Origin of the sequence: Streptomyces sp. NPDC093109 (genome assembly GCF_040701725.1) — a bacterium.
Classification (GTDB): domain Bacteria; phylum Actinomycetota; class Actinomycetes; order Streptomycetales; family Streptomycetaceae; genus Streptomyces.
The window spans coordinates 59,778-79,967 of sequence record NZ_JBFBEZ010000035.1; the positions used below are offsets into that span (position 1 = coordinate 59,778).

The following is a 20,190-nucleotide window of genomic DNA, read 5'->3' on the forward strand; positions in this document are numbered from 1 at the left end:
ACGTCATGAGCGACACCCCGGACAGCGTCGTCCAAACGTACGTCCAGACCCACCGCACGGCCTTCCTCGACGACCTCGCCGACTGGCTGCGCATTCCCTCCGTATCCGCCCAGCCCGACCACGACGCTGACGTGCGGCGCAGTGCCGACTGGCTCGCCGCCAAACTCAAGGAGACCGGCTTCCCGGTCACCGAGATCTGGGACACACCGGGCGCCCCGGCCGTCTTCGCCGAGTGGCCCTCCGCCGACCCCGGCGCGCCGACCGTGCTCGTCTACGGCCATCACGACGTCCAGCCCGCCGCCCGCGAGGACGGCTGGGACACCGACCCGTTCGAGCCGGTCGTCCGGGACGGCCGGCTGTACGCGCGCGGGGCCGCCGACGACAAGGGACAGGTGTTCTTCCACACCCTCGGGGTACGGGCGCACCTCGCCGCCACCGGACGCACCACCCCCGCCGTCCACCTCAAGCTCCTCGTCGAGGGCGAGGAGGAGTCGGGCTCCCCGAACTTCCGCGCCCTGACCGAGCGGCACGCCGACCGGCTCGCCGCCGATGTGGTGATCGTCTCCGACACCGGGATGTGGTCCGAGGACACCCCGACCGTCTGCACGGGGATGCGCGGCCTGGCCGACTGCGAGATCGAGCTGTCGGGACCCGACCAGGACATCCACTCCGGTTCCTTCGGCGGAGCCGTCCCGAACCCGGCCACCGTCGCCGCCCGGCTGGTCGCCGCCCTGCACGACGAGGACGAACGCGTCACGGTCCCCGGCTTCTACGACGGCGTCGCCGAGCTGACGGCCGCCGAGCGCGCCCTGATCGCGGAGCTGCCCTTCGACGAGGCGCGGTGGCTGCGTACGGCCGCGTCCCACGGAACGCTGGGCGAGGCCGGCTACTCCACCCTGGAGCGCGTCTGGGCCCGTCCGACCGCCGAGGTCAACGGCATCGGCGGCGGCTACCAGGGGCCGGGCGGCAAGACGATCATCCCGTCGTCGGCCCGGCTGAAGCTGTCGTTCCGGCTCGTCGCGGGCCAGGACCCGGACCGTATCGAACAGGCCGTACGGGAGTGGGCCGCCGCCCGGATACCGGCCGGAATCCGGCACACCATCGTCTTCGGCGCGGCCACCCGCCCCTGTCTGACCCCGCTGGACCACCCCGCGCTCCGGTCCGTCGTACGGTCGATGGAGCGCGCCTTCGGCCAGAAGGTCCGGTTCACCCGCGAGGGCGGCTCGGGACCGGCCGCCGATCTCCAGGACGTGCTGGGCGCGCCGGTGCTCTTCCTGGGGATCTCCGTCCCGTCCGACGGCTGGCACGCGCCGAACGAGAAGATCGAACTCGATCTGCTCCTCAAAGGTGTCGAGACCACCGCCTACCTCTGGGGCGACCTGGGCCCCGTCCTGGCCGCCGCCGCGCCACCACCACCCCACTGATCACCCGCACCACCCGCACCGCCCGCACTCCGCTGATCGAAACCCAATCCACCCGGGGGAGTTGGAAGACACCTGTGAGCACCCTCAGCAGTGACGCCACCGCACACCGACCCATCGGCCTCACCGCCCACAGCGGCATCGACCGAGCCGCGCACCACCGCCTCGACGAAGCATGGCTCGCCGCCGCCTGGAGCCATCCCACGACCCGCGTCTTCGTGGTCTCCGGCGGCCAGGCGCTGATCGACGACACCCCCGACGGGCGGACCGAACTGGTCATGACCCCGTCCTTCGAGGCGCCCCTCACCGAGACCCACCGCTACTTCCTCGGCACGGACGCGGACGGAGTCCGCTACTTCGCGCTCCAGAAGGACACGCTCCCCGGCCGGATGGACCAGTCGGCGCGCCCGGCGGGACTGCGCGAGGCCGGCACGCTGCTCTCCGCGCGCGACGCGGGCCTGATGGTGCACGCGGTGGCGCTGGAGAACTGGCAGCGGCTGCACCGCTTCTGCTCGCGCTGCGGTGAGCGCACGGTGATCGCGGCGGCCGGCCACATCCGCCGCTGCCAGGCGTGCGGCGCCGAGCACTACCCGCGCACCGACCCCGCCGTGATCATGCTGGTCACCGACGAGGAGGACCGCGCGCTGCTGGGCCGCCAGGTCCACTGGCCCGAGGGCCGCTTCTCCACACTGGCCGGCTTCGTGGAGCCCGGCGAGTCGATCGAGCAGTCGGTGGTCCGCGAGGTCTTCGAGGAGGCGGGCGTCACGGTCGGCGAGGTCGAGTACATCGCCAGCCAGCCGTGGCCGTTCCCGTCGAGCCTGATGCTGGGCTTCATGGCCCGCGCCACCTCGTCGGAGATCACGGTGGACGGCGAGGAGATCGAGGAGGCCCGCTGGTTCTCCCGCGAGGACCTCCGCGCCGCCATCGAGTCCGGCGAGATCCTGCCGCCGGCCGGCATCTCGATCGCCGCGCGGCTGGTGGAGCTCTGGTACGGCAAGCCCCTGCCGAAGCCGGCGGGCTGAGCCCCGGGCGGTGGGCCGGTGTCGCGGTTGTGGGGTGCGGGTTAGGGCGGTGTTGAGTGGTGTGGGTGGGTGGCGCGGGTTGTGGGGGAAAGGGGCCGCCCCTCCTGCTGTGAGTGTCGCGTCTCCGTGACAGGTGTAAAGGGCGCTCCTGCGTCGCGTCGGCTGCGCCGATTTCGCTTCGCTGCACCCTTGACTCCTGTCCCGGAGTCGCAAGTGCGGCTTTTTGGGAGGGGCGGCTGGGGGGTGAGGGGTTGCCCGGGGGGCCGGTTGTCCTGCCGGTCGGTTCAGGGTCCGGCGGGCGGGTGGGCCCTGCGGGGCTGCGCGGCAGTGGAGTGGGGCTGCCGGGCTTGTCTCGGCGGCTGACGGCCGCCGTTTGGCTGGCACTCATGCCCCGCTGGTCGCCGTTGCGTTGTGGTGCCCGGGAGGTGGGCGGGTGTTGCTGTCTGGTCGGGGGCCTCGGGCCGGTGCGGGGGCCTCCGAGCAGCCCACCTCAATCTATATGCCCCATTTGGGGCGGTTTGGCGGGTGGTGGGGGGCCTCTCCGGGTGCCACATGTGTCCTGAGGTGCATAAGAAGCACTCCAGGATGCAAAGACCGCCTCCGGAAGCCCACTTACCGCCACACGGGTCTCACCGGCCCCTCCGCCCTCGCACGGTGACCAGCGGGGCATGAGTCTCAGCAAACAGCGGACCGTCGGCCGCCGAGACGGCGCGCCACCACCCCATGCCACTGCCGCGTGGCCCCGCAGGGTCCACCGGGCCGCCGGACCCTGAGCCGAGCAGCAGGACATCCGGCCCCCCGGGCAACCCCCTCCCACCCGGCCGCCCCTCCCGAAAAGCCGCACCCGCGACTCCGGGGCAGGTGTCAAGGGTGACCGGAGGTCATCGCGCAGCGACGCGACGCAGGAGCGCCCTTTACACCTGTCACGGAGACGCGACACTCACAGCAGGAGGGGCGGCCCCATGCCCAACGACCGGTTCCTCCCCCTTGCCTCAACCCCCTGTGCCTCAACCCCCTGCCCCTTGAACGCCGGGGTCTTCCTGGGGCAGGGGCGCGACCGCGCGGGGGTGGGGTCAGGCGGCGCCGACCTTCTGCTTGACCTGCGCCAGCGACGGGTTGGTCAGCGTCGAACCGTCTGGGAAAAGCACGGTCGGGACTGTCTGGTTGCCGCCGTTCGCCTTTTCGACGAAGGCCGCCGACTCCGGGTCGTGCTCAATGTTGATCTCGGTGTACGCGATGCCCTCGCGGTCCATCTGGCCCTTCAGTCGACGGCAGTATCCGCACCACGTGGTGCTGTACATCGTCACAGTGCCCGGCATGGTCTCCGACGCTCCCTCTGTCGTTCGTGAACGGGGTCGTTCGCTCGCATTCTGTCGAACGCGCGGGCCCCGGCGACCATTCCCCGAAGCGGTCGTACGACTATTGGTGCTCCCCTGTGGACAACTTTCGCAGGGGCCCCGCGTGACCTGGCAGCATGGCGGGGTGACAGCAGCAACGTACTCCCCACTCTTCCCGGAGGAATCCGGCGGCGGCCAGGTCGTGGCCCCGCCGCCGGACGCCGACGCGGTGCTCGACGGGCTTGACCCCGAGCAGCGCGAGGTGGCGACGGCCCTGCACGGGCCGGTGTGCGTGCTGGCCGGGGCCGGCACGGGCAAGACGCGCGCCATCACGCACCGGATCGCGTACGGGGTGCGGGCGGGGATACTCCAGCCCGGCAGCGTGCTGGCCGTCACGTTCACCAACCGCGCGGCGGGCGAGATGCGCGGGCGGCTGCGGCAGCTCGGCGCGGGCGGTGTGCAGGCGCGCACATTCCACTCGGCCGCGCTGCGTCAGCTCCAGTTCTTCTGGCCCAAGGCGGTCGGCGGTGAGCTGCCGAGGCTGCTCGACCGCAAGATCCAGCTGGTCGCCGAGGCCGCTGCCCGCTGCCGGATCCGGCTCGACCGGAACGAGCTGCGGGACGTCACCAGCGAGATCGAGTGGGCGAAGGTGACCCAGACGGTCCCCGCCGACTATCCGGCCGCCGTGGCCAAGTCCCTGCGCGAGGCGCCGCGCGATCCGGCGGAGATCGGCCAGCTCTACGGGATGTACGAGCAGCTGAAGCGCGATCGCTCGGTGATCGACTTCGAGGACGTCCTGCTGCTGACGGTCGGCATCCTCCAGGACCGGCACGACATCGCGGACCAGATCCGCCGCCAGTACCAGCACTTCGTGGTGGACGAGTACCAGGACGTCAGCCCGCTCCAGCAGCGGCTGCTCGATCTGTGGCTGGGGGAGCGGGAGAGCCTGTGCGTCGTCGGCGACGCCAGCCAGACGATCTACTCCTTCACCGGCGCCACCCCCGACCATCTGCTGAACTTCCGCACCCGCCACCCGGGCGCGACGGTGGTGAAGCTGGTCCGCGACTACCGGTCCACCCCGCAGGTCGTCCAGCTGGCCAACGGCCTGCTGAACCAGGCGCGCGGCCGGGCCGCCGAGCACCGTCTGGAGCTGATCTCCCAGCGCGCGTCCGGCCCCGAGCCGGTCCGTACGGAGTACGGGGACGAGCCGGCCGAGGCCGAGGGCACCGCGCGCCGGATCCGCGACCTGATCGCCGCAGGCGTCCCGGCCGGCGAGATCGCCGTGCTCTTCCGCATCAACGCCCAGTCGGAGGTCTACGAACAGGCCCTGGCCGACGCGGGCGTGCCGTACCAGCTGCGGGGGGCCGAGCGGTTCTTCGAGCGCCAGGAGGTACGCGAGGCGGGCGCCGCGCTGCGGGGCGCCGCCCGCTTCGGGGGGAACGACGCACTGCTCGACGATGTCGTCGAGCTGCCCTCGCAGGTGCGGGCCGTGCTCTCCACCAAGGGCTGGACCACCGAGCCCCCGGCGGGTTCGGGGGCCGTCCGGGACCGCTGGGAGTCGCTGGCCGCGATCGTCCGGCTCGCCGAGGACTTCGTCCGGGCCAAGCCGGACGCCACCCTGTCCGATCTGGTGGCCGAGCTGGACGAGCGGGCCGCCGCGCAGCACGCGCCGACCGTGCAGGGCGTCACGCTCGCCTCGCTCCACGCGGCGAAGGGCCTGGAGTGGGACGCGGTCTTCCTGGTCGGGCTCACCGAGGGGATGATGCCCATCACCTACGCCAAGACCGACGAGCAGGTCGAGGAGGAGCGCCGGCTGCTCTATGTGGGGGTCACCCGGGCGAGGGTTCATCTCTCGCTCTCCTGGGCGCTCTCGCGCTCCCCGGGGGGCCGGGCGACCCGGCGGCCCACCCGCTTCCTGAACGGGCTCCGGCCGGGCTCCGGAGCCGCCGGCGCCCGGGACACCCGGCCGGGTGCCGGCGCGGGAGCGGAGCGCGGCGTCGCCCGGCGCAAGCAGCGCGGCCCCGCGCGGTGCCGGGTCTGCCGCAAGACCCTCACCGACGCCGGCGAGATGAAGCTCATGCGCTGCGAGGACTGCCCGTCGGACATGGACGAGGGGCTGTACGAGCGGCTGCGCGACTGGCGCGCGGACCAGGCGGAGCGGCTGAGCCAGCCGGCCTACTGCGTGTTCACGGACAAGACGCTGATGGCGATCGCGGAGACCGTGCCGGGCACGGCGGGCGAGCTGGCGGTGATCTCCGGCGTGGGTGTCCGGAAGCTGGATCGGTTCGGAGCGGATGTGCTGGCGATCTGCGCAGGTGAGGACGGTGCGGAGAGCGCTGAGGACGGCTGATGCGAACTCGTCGAAAAAATAGTTTGCGCCCGCCCGGGGAATCCCCATAGGTTCTTAACCACGGAAACAGTGGCTTCTCCGAAGCCCTGGACCGTGCTCTACTTATCTCAGCTGTACTTGTCCATATACGTACGACCGGTCCCGGCCGGTCTTCCGAGACGCCGAGAGGAGGCGATTCCAGTGATCAGCATCAACACAGGCTTCATCAGCACCGGCTCCATCGGCGCCGGCAAAATGACCGATCGCTCGGTCGTCTCCGCCTGCTCGCTCGGCCTCTCCCGGTCCGAACTCATCACCAGTGGACTGTCCGGCGCCAATGCCGTGCGTCCGGCAGGACTGCCTGTTCTCCCCGCGCGGGAGTGCACCGTCCTGGAGCGCGATGAGCGACCGACCAAGGCGCTGGAAGCAGCAGCAGCGGCACAGGCCACGGTCTATGCCTTTGCGGTGACCGGTGCCGAAACGAAGAAGCAGACGCAGCATCACAAGATGTGGGCCTTCCGTGGGCTCGAACCCTGGAGTGATCCAGCCTGATTCACCATCAGGCAGGCGCCTTCAGGGCCGCGGAACCCACCCGGGATCCGCGGCCCTTTTGTTTGTCCCCGAACGGGACGGACGGTGAGAGGGGCCTCGGGGCACGCACCACCGGTAGCAGCCGACCACCGGGCAACAGCCCGGAACCGATCAGACGAGGAAGACACCCCGTGCAACTCGAAGCGCACGCCCCGTCCCCTTCCGAAACGAACTCCCCGCCCGTCCCCACGGAGGACTCCACCTTGACCCCCCTCACCGCGCTCACCGCGCTCGACGACGCCATCGAGAACCTCGGCGTGCCCGTTCCCTGTCGTGCCTACGACCCGGAGGTCTTCTTCGCGGAGTCCCCGGCCGACGTCGAGTACGCCAAGACCCTCTGCCGCACCTGCCCGCTGATCGAGGCCTGCCTCGCCGGCGCCAAGGAGCGGCGCGAGCCGTGGGGCGTCTGGGGCGGCGAACTGTTCGTCCAGGGCGTGGTCGTGGCCCGGAAGCGTCCCCGTGGACGCCCGCGCAAGAACCCGGTCTCGGCATGAACATCACCGGAACCATCGACCGCCCCTACACGCACGATCCCCAGAAGCAGGCTCCGATGACCTCTTCCACGAGCGAGCCTTCGGGCTCCGCCACCCCAGCAGTCACCACCATGGGCGCGAACGAGTCGCGTCAGAACAGGACCCGCGAGATGCAACTCATTCCAGAAGCCCTGGCTCGCGCGCATATGAGCGAACGCATGCGGGAAGCCGACGCGGAACGCCGGGCCGTGCGCCTGGTCGCCGCCCGGCGCATGCAGCGTCGCGCCGAGCGCGTTTCGATGCGCGCCCGCCGCGCGCTGGCCATGGCCGTCATGCAGTAGGAGCAGGCAGCACCCACCGGGGCCGGTCCGTCAGGACCGGCCCCGCCGTGCTGCTCAGGCGTCCGCCTCGACCGTGACGCCGCCCGCGCTCTTCTCCAACGACACCGGCTCCGGCTCCGGCTCCGACACCGGCGCCTGTTCCGGGTCGGGATCCGGCAGGAAGCCCGGCAGCCACGACTCCAGCTCGTCCCGGAGCCGGACCGTCGCGTTCAACTGGCAGAGCACCCCGATCGTGCTCAGCGTCACCCGGTGGATCAGCAGATACGCCGGGGGCAGATTCAGCTGCTTGCCCAGCTGATGGGCGGGCGAGCGCGGGTCACCGATCCGGGTGGCCTGCTCGCGCATCCAGCTACGGGTGAAGGTGAACTCCTCCACCGCCGTCGGCTCGATGATCGGCAGCAGATACTCCAGCACCCCGTCGGGGTCGAGAGCGATGGACCCCTTGACGAACCCCTCCTCGCAGAGCCGGTCGTACACCACCTGGGCATCGCCCTCCAGCGCCATCCGCAGCGCCTCACCGATGATCCCGGGCAGCCCGCCCGGCAGCCGGTCCACCGTGCCGAAGTCCAGCACCCCGAGCCGGTACCCGCCGTCCTCCCCATCGGCCGGCGGCAGCAGCCGGAAGTTCCCCGGATGCGGATCCGCGTGCAGCAGCCCGGTGCGCGCCGGGCCCGAGAAGAGGAACCGCGCCAGCAACTGCCCCGCCCGGTCCCGCTGCGCGGGCGTGCCCCCGGAGATCACCTCCGCCAGCGGCACCCCCTCCATCCACTCGGTGACCAGCACCTGTTCGCCCTGGTGCACCACGTCCGGCACCACCACGTCCGGATCGTCCGCGAACTCCGCCGCGTGCGCCCGCTGCGCCTCGGCCTCCAGCGCGTAGTCCAGCTCCTCGGAGACCCGGTCCCGCAACTCGGTGATCAGCGGCTTGATGTCCATCCCCGGGATCAGCGGCCCCAGCAGCCTGGCGAACCGGCTCAGCTGGGTGAGATCGGAGAGGAGCGCCTCCCCGGCCCCCGGGTACTGGACCTTGACCGCGACCTCGCGTCCGTCGTGCCACACCGCCCGGTGCACCTGCCCGATCGACGCGGCGGCCGACGGCTTGTCCTCGAATTCGAGGAACAGCTCCCGCCACTCCTCACCCAGCCGCTCCGCCAGCACCGCGTGGACCGTGCGGGTCGGCATGGGCGGGGCGGCGTCCTGGAGCTTGGTGAGCGCAGCCCGGTAGGGCCCGGCGATCTCCTCGGGCAGCGCCGACTCGAAGACGGACAGCGCCTGCCCGAACTTCATCGCCCCGCCCTTCAGCTCCCCGAGCACCTTGAAGAGCTGGTCGGCGGTGCGCTGTTGCAACTCCCGGGAGACGATTTCGGCGGACTTCCCGCCGATCCGCTTGCCCAGCCCCCAGGTGGCCCGGCCCGCGAACCCCAGTGGCAGGGTGGCCAGCTTCGCGGTGCGGGTGACCGCCTTGCGGGGAAGATCGGACATGAGCCCCTCCTCGGACGTACTGCGACGAGTCCCAGACAGCCATGACAACCAAGCCGGCCGCTTACGGCGGTTACCCCGCCATTGTGTCGTGTGATGCCCCGGTCTCCGAGACGCGCACCCCCTCTCCACGTCCCGCAGCGCCGCACGGGCACTCCGGATGGGGAACGATCCGCTCCGGGCGCCAGTCCAGCAGCGGGAGCGACACCTCCCAGCGCGCACCGATGCTGCCCGGCAGCTCCCCGTCCAGGAACGACAGCGCGTGAGCCACCGTCAGCCCCGCCACCGTGGTGGCCAGCCCGAGGTCAGCGGCGGGTACGGCGGCGGCCGGCGCCCGGCCGGAGCGCCACTGCGCCAGCATCCGCGGCCATCCAGGATCACGGTCCGCCCGCAGCCGGGCCACGCAGCCCGCGCACGCCGAGCCGCCGGGCAGCACCAGCGGTCCGACCAGCCCTGTGGCCTCGATCACTCCCGCGTAGAGATGCGGGGTGCCCGTGGCGATCCAGGGTTCCGCCGTCACCGGATCGGGGGCGTAGGCCGCGAGCCCGTCCCGGGGCGCGACGATCACCAGCGAGAGCCCGGGCTCAGGACCGCCGCGGGCCTCCGTGAACTCCGCGGCTCTCGGCGCCCGCCCGGGCGCCGACCGCCGCACCAGGCGGCCGGCCGCCGCGTCCCTGCGCTCACCGACGGACTCGGCGGGCAGCCCGCCCGGCGCCACGTCACCCGCCAGTGCGTGGCCGCTGTCCAGCACGTCGACCCGGCCCACGCCGGACGCCGCGAGCGCCGCCGCCACGGCCGCCCCGACCCGTCCCGCACCCCGCACCTGGACCCGCATGGTCCGGCGCGCCGCCAGCCGCCGCATTCCCGCCCCGGGCTCCGGGTGGACGACGGAGAGCGCCGCGAGATCGGGCCGCAGCCGGTCGACTGTCTCCGGCCGCCGCCGCAGCGCGTCGGCCGCGGCGCCGCCCGCGTCCGCGTCGTCGATCAGCCCCGCCGCCGTCAGCCGCCGCACCAGCGCCTCCGCCTGGCCGTCGGGCAGCCCCATCGCACGTGCCTCCTCCCGCAGCAGCGGCAGCCCGCGTGTCCCGTCCAGCAGCTCCAGAAAGCTGCCTGTCGCCGTATCCACCGGACCCACCAGAACCGCGTGCGCCGGGGTGACCCCGAACTGCACCGTCTGCCGCTCCCGCCAGGCCCGCCGCAGCGCGGGCTTCACCATCGGATGCATTCCGGCCTCCCCGTCCCGTGAACGAATTCCCCCTCGTCCGTGGAGTCAGAATGCCCGGATGGCGCGGACGGTGCGGAAAGTTATCCACAGCGCCGGGCGTTAGTCGTTCGAATGATGAACGCCAAATAAATGGATCAAGGTTGAACCAACGCGGGGCGGGACTTCTCACGCATACAGCGGGTAACGTCATGGCGTGTCCGCCGATCCCTCCTCCCGACGCTCGGCGACGAGCGCTGTCGAGGTCCGCAGAAGCGCCCGCCGCAGAAGAACGGTCTCGGCCTACCGCGAGGGCGACCGGACCATCGTGCTCATCCCCGCCCGTATGTCGGAGGCGGAGGAACAGCGCTGGGTGACGGTCATGCTGGACAAACTCGCGGCACAGGAGAGCAAGCGGCTCCTCGGCGACGACGCCCTGACCGAGCGGGCCGAGCGGCTGTCCGCCCAGTACTTCGACGGCAGGGCCCGCCCGCTCACCGTCCGCTGGGTCACCAACCAGAACACCCGCTGGGGCTCCTGCACCCCCGCCGAGGGCAGCATCCGGCTCTCGCACCGCCTCCAAGGCATGCCCGAGTACGTCATCGACTACGTCCTCGTCCACGAGCTGGCGCATCTGCTCGTACCGGGACACGGCCCGGACTTCTGGCGGCTGCTGGAGGCGTACCCGCGCACCGAGCGGGCGCGCGGCTATCTCGAAGGCGTGGTGGCCGCCGAGCGGCTGCCGCAACTCCCCGACGTCGACGAGGAATGAGCCCAGCCCCCACCGGTCGTGTACCGAGTCTGTACCGGCTCACCCCGATGTCGGTGCCGACCGTTAGCCTGGCGCGACGTATTCACTTCGGGACGGGGGACGGTCGTCACGTATGGCCAGGGAATTCCAGCGCGGTCACAAGGCCAAGGTCAGCGATCTCACCGCGGGTACGGATCTGTACGTCGGCGTGCGGATCGACGCTCCCGGACTGACCTTCGACATCAGCTGTTTCGGTCTCGACTCGGCCGAACAGCTCTCGGACGACCGCTACTTCATCTTCTTCAACCAGCCGGCGTCGCCCGAGGAGTCCCTCCAGCTGCTGGGGGCGCAGGCGGGTGACACCGAGTCCTTCAGGGTGACGCTGGACCGCGTCCCCGCGGCCATCCACAAGCTGTCCTTCACCGCGACCATCGATGGCGACGGACAGATGTCCGACATCGGCCCCGGCTACATCCGGATCGTCGCGGGCGGTGAGGAGGTCGTCCGTTACGCCTTCACCGGCGCGGAGTTCACCACCGAGCGCGCCGTGATGCTCGGTGACTTCTACCGCAAGGACGTCTGGCGGTTCGCCGCCGTCGGCCAGGGCTTCGACGGCGGTCTCGACGCCCTCCTGAAGAACTTCGGCGGCGAGATCGCCGAGGAGGAGGCGCAGGACGCGCCGCCCGAGCCGCAGTCCGCCGGCCCGGTCCCGGGCTTCGCCGTGCCCACCGCGGGCGCCGCCCCCGCGCCCGCCCCGGCGCCGGCTCCGTTCCAGGCACCCGCTCCGGTGGCAGCGCCCGCCCCCGTATTCGTCCCCGCTCCGGCCGCCGCGGCCCCGTCCGTGCACAGCGCGCAGACCATCGTGGCGCCGCTCTTCCCGCCGCCCGCCGGCGCCGTACCGCCCCCGCCGGTTCCCCCGCCCCCCGCTCCAGCCCCCTACGGACAGCCCGTGCCGGCGCCGTACGGCGGACCGCCGCCCGGTGCGCCCCATGGCGTACCCCAGGGCGTGCCACCGGGGCCCCCGCCGGGCGGCGCCGGTCTGGGAGCCGCCCTCCAGCGGTACCGCGAACTGCCCACAGGGCAGCGCTGGACCGTGCAGAACAGCCAACTGGTCCGCGTCGACCTCGGCACCGGCGGCAGCCCGGTCCTCGCCCGCCAGGGCAGCATGGTGATGTACCAGGGCAAGGTCGACTTCGGCTACAAGGGCGCCGGTTTCACCGGCCGGATCGTCGGCAACGCCACCGGCCAGGAAATGCAGCTGATGCGCTGCATGGGCAAGGGACAGGTCTTCCTCGCGGAGGAGGGCGCACATCTGCACCCCGTCGAACTCCAGGGGGACGGCATCTGCGTCTCCGCGGAGAACGTCCTCGCCTTCGACGAGGGACTCCACTACGAGGTCCGCCGTATCGAGGGCCACGGCATCCCCGGCGGCGCCCTGTTCACGATGGTGTTCCAGGGCACCGGCACCGTGGTCGTGAAGACCCACGGCACCCCGGTGGTGCTGCCCGTCACCCCCACGACCTTCGCCGACGCCAACGCCGTCGTCGCCTGGTCGGCCGCGTCCCAGGTGATCGTCTCCAGCCAGGTCAGGCTGCGCAGGAACGCGTACCCGGGCCACAGCGGAGAGACCGTGAACCTTCAGTTCCGGGGCGCCCCCGGCAACTTCATCGTCGTCCAGCCGTACGAGGTCTGAGGGAGCCCGGACAATGAACCAGCAGCTCACGGGCTACGCGCCCACCCCCGTCGCGGCCCGCATGGAGAACCACGGCCACGCCATGCTCAAGGTCGCCATGGCCACCGGCCAGGACCTGTTCGCGCGCACCGGCTCGATGGTCGCCTACGAGGGCTTCATCCAGTACGAGCCCAACCCGCCGGCCATCCGCCAGATCGCCTCCCAGTGGGTCACCGGCGAGAGCACCCCCCTGATGAAGTGCTCCGGCGACGGACTGCTCTACCTCGCCGACTACGGCGCGGATGTCGTCGTCATCAACCTCGACAACGACGCGCTGTCGGTCAACGGCACCAATCTGCTGGCCTTCGACGCCCATCTCCAGTGGGGCGTCGAACGCGTGAAGGGGCTCGCCAAGTTCGCCGGCCAGGGTCTGTGGAACGTGCAGATCTCCGGGACCGGCTGGGTCGCCCTGACCTCGCGCGGCACCCCGGTCGTCGTGGACTGCGGGCGCGGCGAGGACGAGACCTACGTCGACCCCGACGCGCTGGTCGCCTGGTCGCCGGCGCTCAAGGTGAAGGGCAAGCGCAGCTTCAAGGCGTCCGCGCTGATCGGGCGCGGCAGCGGCGAGGCGTTCCAGATGGCGTTCTCGGGCCAGGGCATCGTGGTCGTCCAGCCCAGCGAGGACAGCACCGACCGACTGCGGATCCAGGGCTGAGGGAAGCGAGAACACCACCATGCAGAGCCCGCTTTTCGCCTACACGGAACAGCAGTCCACCGACCGCTACGTCATCCAGAACCCGCAGCTCCTGCGCGTCGCGCTGACCGGGCAGGAGGACGTCCTCGCCCGTAAGGGCGCGATGGTCGCCTACCAGGGGCTGATCGACTTCGACGGGGAGTACGAGTCGCACAGCCGGCAGCACGCCCGCGCGCACACCGGTGAGGGGCTGGAGCTGATGCGCTGCTCCGGGCAGGGCACCGTCCATCTGGCCAACCTCGCCCAGTACATCCACGTCGTGGATGTCGGCCAGGACGGCATCGTGGTGGACAGCGACTATGTCCTCGCGCTCGACTCCTCGCTGCACACCGAAGTCGTCGCGGTGGACAGCCAGTACGGAATCTCCGGCTCCGGCAAGTACCAGCTCACCGTCTCGGGCCGGGGCAAGGTCGCCCTGATGACCTCGGGCCCGCCGCTGCTGATGAGCGTCACGCCCGACAAGTACGTCAACGCGGACGCGGACGCCGTGGTCGCCTGGTCCGCCGGCCTGCGCGTCCAGATGCAGGCCCAGACGCACTCCTCGGGGGTGCTGAGGCGGCGCGGCAGCACCGGTGAGGGCTGGGAGCTGAGCTTCCTCGGGGAGGGCTTCGCCCTCGTCCAGCCCAGCGAGGTCATGCCGCCGCAGGGCGCGGAGATCGGCCAGGGACTCGCCGCGCAGTACGGCGTCGGCCGGCACGGCGCGCACGGCCAGAATCTCAGCAACGACTGGGGCCGCTGACGCGGGACGGCCGGGAACGCGACGGACGAGAGGGCGGGCCGCCGGGTACAGGTGGCCCGCCCCTCCCCAAGCCTCCAGCTAGCCGTCCAGCACGGCCCGGGTGCGCTCCAGCAGCCGCACGACCGAAACGTCGGCGATCTCCGGCACCTCGTCGTAGGTGAACCAGCGCAGATCGAGCGACTCGTCGCTGATCCGCTCGGCCGCCCCGGCCGGCGCCAGCACCGCGTACTGGACGTCCAGATGCCACTGGCAGGGGCCCGGGATGGGGTGCCGGTCCAGCCGTACGGGCTGCTCCGCGAGCGGGCGCAGATCCAGGATCCCGGACTCCTCCATGGCCTCCCGCAGCGCGGCCCGCAGCAGCGTCCTGTCGCCGGGCTCGCAGTGGCCGCCCATCTGGAGCCACATGCTCAACTTCTTGTGCAGGGTCAGCAGCACCCGGCCCCGCGCCGGATCGATCACCAGGGCGCTGGCCGTCAGATGCCCGGCCCCGCACGCCTTCCACATACCGTCGGGATGGGCCGCCAGATGGTCCAGATAGACCCCGCTCAGCTCCGGCTGGTCCTCGTACTCCTTCAGCACGAGGACGGCGTCGTCGTACAGGGTCACTTGTCGGTGTCGTCCTTCGGATCGTCCTTCGGGGAGTCCTTCTTGCCGTCCTGCTCGCCCCTGGCGGCCTCACCGAGCATCTTGTCCAGCTCCGAGAAGTCCGCCTGCTCGTGGTGGACGAAGCCGTCCGGGTCGTCCAGGTCCGAGGCCGTCGGCAGCATGTCCGGGTGCTCCCACAGCCGGTCCCGGCCGTCGACCCCGCGCGCGTCCGTGAGCGAGGCCCACAGCCGCGAGGCGTCCCGCAGCCTGCGCGGACGCAGCTGGAGCCCGATGAGGGTGGCGAAGGTCTGCTCCGCGGGACCGCCGGAGGCCCGGCGCCTGCGCAGCGTCTCGCGCAGCGCGTCCGCGCCCGTCAGCCGCTGCTTCGCGGCCTCGTGGACCACCGCGTCGACCCACCCCTCGACCAGCGCGAGCGCCGTTTCGAGCCGGGCCAGCGCCGCCTTCTGCTCCGGGGTGTCCTCCGGCTGGAACATGCCCTGCTGGAGTGCCTCCTGGAGCCCCTCGGGGTTCGCCGGGTCGAACTGGCCGACCACGTCCTCCAGCTTCGAGGTGTCGACCTTGATCCCGCGCGCGTACCCCTCGACCGCGCCGAACATGTGCGACCGCAGCCACGGCACATGGGCGAAGAGCCGCTGGTGGGCGGCCTCGCGCAGGGCCAGATACAGCCGGATCTCGTCCTTCGGCACACCGAGGTCCTTGCTGAACGCCTCGATGTTCAGCGGGAGCAGCGCGGCCCGGTTGGCCGGGCCGAGCGGCAGCCCGATGTCCGTCGAACCGACCACCTCACCGGCCAGCACGCCCACGGCCTGCCCGATCTGCTGGCCGAACATGGCGCCGCCCATGGAGCGCATCATGCCGATCAGCGGGCCCGCCACGGACTGCATCTCCTCGGGCAGCACCTCGCCCATGGCCGTGCCCACCCGCTCCGCCACCGGGTCGACGAGCTGCTGCCACGCGGGCAGCGTCGCCTCGACCCACTCGGCGCGGCTCCATGCCACCGCCATGTTCGCGCCGGAGGGCAGCGAGGTCACCCCGTCGAGCCAGATGTCGGCCAGCCGGACCGCCTCCTCGACGGCCGACCGCTCGGCGGGGCCGACACTCGCGTCCTTCGTGCCGTCGGGGGTGCCCTGCGCGACCGTCTGGCGGGCGATCTGCTTCGCCATGTCCCAGTTCACGGGACCGCCCTCGTAGCTGAGCATCTGGCCCAGCTGCTGGAAGGCCGCCCCGAGGTCGTTGGGGTTGAGCGAACCGAACATGGCGGCGAACGGATTGTCCGCGCCGCCCGCGCCGCCGGCGCCCGGCAGCCCGAAACCTGCGAAGGGGTTGCCGGCACCGCCCTGGCCGCCGGCACCCTGTCCACCTCCGGCAGGGTCCTTCTTCTTGCCGTCGCCGTCCTCCGGCTCCTCCGGCGGAAGGCCGAATCCGAATGGGGTGTCACTCACGGGGTTCCTCGGCTCGTAGGGCCACCGGCTTCCCGCCGGCAGCGGCTGCCCGACTGCACCACCCAGCCTAGCTACGTCCTCCACGGGGCACAGGACGTGGCAGCACGGGGCAGCGCGCCCGGGCGCCGCCGGCTCTCACCGGCCGAAAGCGGCCCGACATCCCGTTGGCTTGCGGGCTCGGTGCTCCGTCGGTGGACGGCCTGCGGCAGGATGGACGTCACCTGGTACGTACGCGTCATTCACGTACGTATTGAAGACAACCGCTGGAGACGCCCGGTGAGTTCCCGAGATCCGCAGGTTCGCGCAGCGCGAAACCACTCAACCCCGACCCCGTCCCGCGGCCCTGTCGTCGCGGTGACCGGCGCCGCCTCCGGCGTCGGTGACCTGCTCACCCGGCGCCTGGCCGCGTCCGAGGAGATCAAGCAGGTCATCGCCATCGACGAACGCAGAGGAGAGGTCTCCGAGGCGCAGTGGTACATCCTGGACGTCCGTGACCCGGCCATCGCGGAGAAGCTGCGCGGCGCCGACGTGGTGGTGCATCTGGCGCTCGACCTCGACCTGGAGACCGACGCGGCGGCCCGTACGGCGTACAACGTACGCGGTACGCAGACGGTGCTGACGGCGGCGGCCGCCGCGGGCGTGCACCGGGTCGTGCTCTGTACCTCGGCCATGGTCTACGGCGCCCTGCCCGACAACGACATCCCGCTCTCCGAGGACGCCGAGCTCCGCGCGACCGCCGAGGCCACGGGCGTCGGTGACCTGCTGGAGATCGAACGTCTGGGCCGCCGTGCGCCGCGTGCGCACCCCGGGCTCAATGTGACGGTCGTCCGCCCCGCCGTCCTGGTCGGCGGTACGGACACCGCCCTCACCCGCTATTTCGAGTCGCCCCGGCTGCTCGTCGTGGCCGGATCCCGTCCCACCTGGCAGTTCTGCCATATCGAGGATCTGGTCAGCGCGCTGGAGTACGCGGCGCTCGAAAAGGTCGAGGGGGAGCTGGCGGTCGGCTGCGACGGCTGGCTGGAGCAGGAGGAGGTCGAGGAGCTGAGCTCCATCCGAAGGATGGAGCTGCCCTCCGCGGTCGCCCTGGGGGCCGCGGCGCGGCTGCACCGGATCGGCCTGACGCCCTCCCCGGCCGGAGATCTCGCCTACACGATGCATCCCTGGGTGGTCAGCGTCAGCAGGCTGCACGACGCGGGCTGGCGGCCCCGGTGGACGAACGAGGAGGTACTCGCCGCGCTGCTTGAGGAGGTCGAGGGCCGCCACACGGTCGCGGGCCGCAGGCTCGGCCGCAAGGACGCCACCGCGGCGGGCGCCGCGGGCGCGACGGTGGCGCTGCTCGGCACGGCGGCGCTCGTACGGCGGGCACGCAAGGCGCGCCGCCGCCTGTGAGGCGGCGGCCGTTTCCGCGCTGTCGGTGCCGTACGGCACGATGGACACCATGGCGAGCACGCAGCACATCCACCCCGGCGAGCGGGCGGCACAGGACCCCATCAGGCTGCTGGCGATCCGCGACACCCCGCTGAGTGTCGACGAGGTCTTCCGCGCGGTCGGCGACGACGCGGCGGGCGGCACCGCGCTCTTCGTCGGTACGGTGCGCGACCACGACCGGGGCGCCGGCGTCTCGGCCCTCGGCTACTCCAGCCATCCGTCGGCCGAGGCGGAGCTGCGCAAGGTGGCGGAGAAGGTCGTCGCCGACTTCCCGGTCCGCGCGCTGGCGGCCGTCCACCGGGTGGGGGACCTGGCGGTCGGGGATCTGGCGGTGGTGGTCGCGGTCTCCTGCGCGCACCGGGGTGAGGCGTTCGAGGCGTGCCGGAGGCTGATAGACGACCTCAAGCAGCAGGTCCCGATCTGGAAGCAGCAGACGTTCTCGGACGGGACCGAGGAATGGGTGGGGGCGCAGGGCTGAAACCGGGTCAGTACCCGTACGGCCCGATTTGCGTAACCGCCTTCCGGGCAGCAGCGTTGAGTGCAGCGGATGGTTTATCTGCTGATCGGTCAGTCCACAAGACGCTTAATGAGTCGGGAGGCCGGCATGGCCGCACTCGCCTGGTTGCTGATTCCCCTGTTCGCCGTCGTTGGCGCGGCGATATGGGGGAGCTGGGCTTCGAGGGACCGTACGACCGGAGACATAGCCGAGCTGAATGGCTATGCCCGATTCCGCGACGCGATGGAGAAGGCGGGGGCGCCGGGCGGACCGGCCCCCGAGGTGCACTGACAGACCCTTCCCGTACTGTCGTTCCATGCCACGCCGCACCGCGACGATGCTCGCCTCCACGCTCCTCCTCATCGCGCTTCTCTGCGCGGGAGTGCTGATCAAGGTTCCGTACGCGGAGATGAGTCCCGGGCCCACGGTGAACACGCTCGGTGAGGCGCGCGGCGAGCCGGTGCTCCATGTCGCCGGGCGCAAGACGTACCCGACCTCCGGCCATCTGAACATGACGACGGTCAGGGTCACCGGGGCGGACTACGACATGAACATCGTGGAAGCGGTCTACGGCTGGCTGGCGCACGACAGCATCGTCGTTCCGCACGACACCCTGTATCCGGACGGCAAGACGGAAGAGCAGTCCACCCAGGAGAACGCCGAGGAGTTCAGCCAGTCCCAGGAGAGCGCCAAGGTGGCCGCACTCCGGGAGCTGGACATTCCGGTCTCGGCGTACACGATCGTCTCGTCGGTACTGAAGAACAGCCCCGCTGAGGGCACGCTGCACGCCGGGGACGTGATCAAGGCCGTGGACGGTACGGCGGTGAAGGCGCCGGCGGATGTCGCCAAGCTCGTCACCGAGCACAAGCCCGGCGAGGACGTCGTCTTCACGATCGTCCCCGCCAAGGCGGCGAAGGCGGCGGAGAAGGCCGGCAAGGAGCCCGACGCCACCGAGAAGGTCACGATCACCACGAAGAAGTCCGACGAGGGCGACCGCGCGGTGGTCGGCATCCAGGCCGGCACTGACCACACGTTCCCGTTCACGGTCGACATCAACCTCGCGGACGTGGGCGGGCCGAGCGCCGGCCTGATGTTCGCCCTGGGCATCGTCGACAAGCTCACACCCGGCTCGCTCACGGGCGGCAAGTTCATCGCCGGTACGGGCACGATCGACGACAGCGGGACGGTCGGCCCGATCGGCGGCATCGGCATGAAGCTGGTCGGCGCGCGCAACGCCGGCGCGCGGTTCTTCCTCACCCCGGACCAGAACTGCGCCTCGGCCGCCGAGGACATCCCGGCCGGGCTCACCCTGGTCAAGGTGAAGACGCTCGCCGACGCCAGGGAGTCCCTGGAGAAGATCAGCGCCGGGGAGACGGCCGGTCTGCCGAGCTGCTCGGCATCCTGACCGGACGTACCCCCGACGGCGGACGGAACCGTCCGTAGAGGCTGCCCCTAGGACTCGAAGGTCGCGGCGAGCGCCTCGGCCAGACCCGGGACCAGCCCCGCACCGGTGAGCACCTCGGTCGGCGAGTCCTTCTCGCGCAGCCGCACCGCCGAATCGCGGGTGCCGTCCCGCAGTACGGCGACCGTCATCCGCACCTCCTGCCGCTCCGGGTGGGCCGCGACCCACTTGGCCAGCGCGGCCTCGTCGAGACCTTCCGGTACGGACGCCTCCGCCGACGGCGGCAGCATCAGCCGCTCCACCGTCATCGCGCAGCCCGCCACCGCCCCGGGCCAGGCGATGGTGGCGAGGAACTCGTCGAGCGGGGTGCCGGACGGGATCTCGTCCTGCTCCACCGGGGTGAGGGGCGCGACGGCTCCGCCGTCGTCGTCGAGGCCGAGCTGGGACGCGAGCGCCGGTTCGTCGGCGCGCAGCCGGACGGTGTCGACCAGCGCGAAGAGCCGGGCCGGCTGGTCCCAGCCGAGCCCGGAGGCATACTCGTCGATTTCGAGAACCGCGCGCGTCAGCGGAGTCGCGGCCATGGGTGTGCCCGAGGGCGAAACATTGGACATGGTCAATATCCTGCCTCCTTCGGACCCCGGTGCGGGAACTAGGTAAAGCCTCAGTAAGTTGCATGAGTGGGCTCTACGATCGCTGGGCCCGCTTC

The 20,190-nt window shown here is 71.5% G+C and carries 20 protein-coding genes; 14 read left to right on the forward strand and 6 right to left on the reverse strand.

Translation table 11 applies throughout. The features are described from left to right. Positions 1–5 precede the first annotated feature (5 nt). Positions 6–1,424, forward strand: coding sequence for a dipeptidase (locus AB0389_RS28290; protein WP_366398337.1), 1,419 nt, complete (start codon positions 6–8; stop codon positions 1,422–1,424). 74 nt (positions 1,425–1,498) lie between these two features. After that, positions 1,499–2,443: an NAD(+) diphosphatase gene (gene nudC / locus AB0389_RS28295; RefSeq protein ID WP_366398338.1), complete on the forward strand. Its 945-nt coding sequence runs from the start codon at positions 1,499–1,501 to the stop codon at positions 2,441–2,443. Positions 2,444–3,516: 1,073 nt separating this feature from the next. Here the strand turns inward: nudC and AB0389_RS28300 are convergent. After that, positions 3,517–3,762: a mycoredoxin gene (locus tag AB0389_RS28300; RefSeq protein ID WP_366398339.1), complete on the reverse strand. Its 246-nt coding sequence runs from the start codon at positions 3,760–3,762 to the stop codon at positions 3,517–3,519. Positions 3,763–3,868: 106 nt separating this feature from the next. On the opposite strand from AB0389_RS28300, the gene AB0389_RS28305 reads away from it, so the two are divergent. The 4 genes from AB0389_RS28305 (at position 3,869) to AB0389_RS28320 (ending at position 7,514) form a co-directional block, all read left to right on the forward strand. Further along, positions 3,869–6,130: an ATP-dependent DNA helicase UvrD2 gene (locus AB0389_RS28305; protein WP_366398340.1), complete on the forward strand. Its 2,262-nt coding sequence runs from the start codon at positions 3,869–3,871 to the stop codon at positions 6,128–6,130. 180 nt (positions 6,131–6,310) lie between these two features. Continuing rightward, a complete protein-coding gene (locus AB0389_RS28310; protein ID WP_366398341.1) occupies positions 6,311–6,661 on the forward strand; it encodes a hypothetical protein in 351 nt (116 codons plus the stop codon). A 170-nt stretch (positions 6,662–6,831) separates the two neighbouring features. Further along, positions 6,832–7,194, forward strand: a complete 363-nt coding sequence (locus tag AB0389_RS28315; RefSeq protein ID WP_366398342.1) for a WhiB family transcriptional regulator — start codon at positions 6,832–6,834, stop codon at positions 7,192–7,194. Further along, positions 7,191–7,514: a hypothetical protein gene (locus AB0389_RS28320; RefSeq protein ID WP_366398343.1), complete on the forward strand. Its 324-nt coding sequence runs from the start codon at positions 7,191–7,193 to the stop codon at positions 7,512–7,514. Before AB0389_RS28315 ends, AB0389_RS28320 begins: the two co-directional genes overlap by 4 nt. Before the next feature lie 54 nt (positions 7,515–7,568). Here AB0389_RS28320 and AB0389_RS28325 read toward each other — a convergent pair whose 3' ends face one another. Both AB0389_RS28325 and AB0389_RS28330 read right to left on the reverse strand, forming a co-directional pair. Continuing rightward, positions 7,569–8,996 carry an AarF/ABC1/UbiB kinase family protein gene (locus tag AB0389_RS28325; RefSeq protein WP_366398344.1) on the reverse strand — a complete coding sequence of 476 codons (1,428 nt, stop codon included), beginning with the start codon at positions 8,994–8,996 and terminating at the stop codon, positions 7,569–7,571. A gap of 70 nt (positions 8,997–9,066) precedes the next feature. Beyond that, the gene (locus AB0389_RS28330) at positions 9,067–10,218 is read right to left on the reverse strand and encodes a TOMM precursor leader peptide-binding protein (RefSeq protein WP_366398345.1); all 1,152 of its coding nucleotides are present in this window, start codon (positions 10,216–10,218) and stop codon (positions 9,067–9,069) included. Between the two features lie 193 nt (positions 10,219–10,411). Between AB0389_RS28330 and AB0389_RS28335 the strand changes: the two genes are divergently transcribed. The 4 genes from AB0389_RS28335 (at position 10,412) to AB0389_RS28350 (ending at position 14,110) form a co-directional block, all read left to right on the forward strand. Continuing rightward, positions 10,412–10,966 carry a M48 family metallopeptidase gene (locus AB0389_RS28335; RefSeq protein ID WP_366398346.1) on the forward strand — a complete coding sequence of 185 codons (555 nt, stop codon included), beginning with the start codon at positions 10,412–10,414 and terminating at the stop codon, positions 10,964–10,966. Between the two features lie 112 nt (positions 10,967–11,078). Further along, the gene (locus tag AB0389_RS28340; RefSeq protein ID WP_366398347.1) at positions 11,079–12,638 is read left to right on the forward strand and encodes a TerD family protein; all 1,560 of its coding nucleotides are present in this window, start codon (positions 11,079–11,081) and stop codon (positions 12,636–12,638) included. Positions 12,639–12,651: 13 nt separating this feature from the next. Continuing rightward, positions 12,652–13,332, forward strand: coding sequence for an AIM24 family protein (locus AB0389_RS28345; protein WP_366398348.1), 681 nt, complete (start codon positions 12,652–12,654; stop codon positions 13,330–13,332). 19 nt (positions 13,333–13,351) lie between these two features. After that, positions 13,352–14,110, forward strand: coding sequence for an AIM24 family protein (locus AB0389_RS28350; RefSeq protein ID WP_366398349.1), 759 nt, complete (start codon positions 13,352–13,354; stop codon positions 14,108–14,110). Positions 14,111–14,188: 78 nt separating this feature from the next. On the opposite strand, the gene AB0389_RS28355 is transcribed toward AB0389_RS28350, so the two are convergent. Both AB0389_RS28355 and AB0389_RS28360 read right to left on the reverse strand, forming a co-directional pair. Beyond that, on the reverse strand, positions 14,189–14,716 hold the full coding sequence (locus AB0389_RS28355) for an NUDIX hydrolase (protein ID WP_366398350.1): 528 nt from the start codon (positions 14,714–14,716) through the stop codon (positions 14,189–14,191). Continuing rightward, the gene (locus tag AB0389_RS28360) at positions 14,713–16,158 is read right to left on the reverse strand and encodes a zinc-dependent metalloprotease (protein ID WP_366398351.1); all 1,446 of its coding nucleotides are present in this window, start codon (positions 16,156–16,158) and stop codon (positions 14,713–14,715) included. The genes AB0389_RS28355 and AB0389_RS28360 overlap by 4 nt, the downstream gene beginning before the upstream one ends. A gap of 276 nt (positions 16,159–16,434) precedes the next feature. Between AB0389_RS28360 and AB0389_RS28365 the strand changes: the two genes are divergently transcribed. The 4 genes from AB0389_RS28365 to AB0389_RS28380 all read left to right on the forward strand — a co-directional run bounded on the left by AB0389_RS28365 (position 16,435) and on the right by AB0389_RS28380 (position 19,487). After that, a complete protein-coding gene (locus tag AB0389_RS28365) occupies positions 16,435–17,547 on the forward strand; it encodes an SDR family oxidoreductase (RefSeq protein WP_366398352.1) in 1,113 nt (370 codons plus the stop codon). A 49-nt stretch (positions 17,548–17,596) separates the two neighbouring features. Further along, on the forward strand, positions 17,597–18,064 hold the full coding sequence (locus AB0389_RS28370; RefSeq protein ID WP_366398353.1) for a molybdenum cofactor biosynthesis protein MoaE: 468 nt from the start codon (positions 17,597–17,599) through the stop codon (positions 18,062–18,064). Between the two features lie 126 nt (positions 18,065–18,190). Beyond that, entirely contained in the window at positions 18,191–18,373 is a 183-nt protein-coding gene (locus AB0389_RS28375; protein WP_366398359.1) for a hypothetical protein, read from the forward strand. A 25-nt stretch (positions 18,374–18,398) separates the two neighbouring features. Further along, positions 18,399–19,487, forward strand: coding sequence for a PDZ domain-containing protein (locus tag AB0389_RS28380; RefSeq protein ID WP_366398354.1), 1,089 nt, complete (start codon positions 18,399–18,401; stop codon positions 19,485–19,487). 47 nt (positions 19,488–19,534) lie between these two features. On the opposite strand, the gene AB0389_RS28385 is transcribed toward AB0389_RS28380, so the two are convergent. Next, on the reverse strand, positions 19,535–20,095 hold the full coding sequence (locus AB0389_RS28385; RefSeq protein WP_366398355.1) for a PPA1309 family protein: 561 nt from the start codon (positions 20,093–20,095) through the stop codon (positions 19,535–19,537). Positions 20,096–20,190 lie beyond the last annotated feature (95 nt).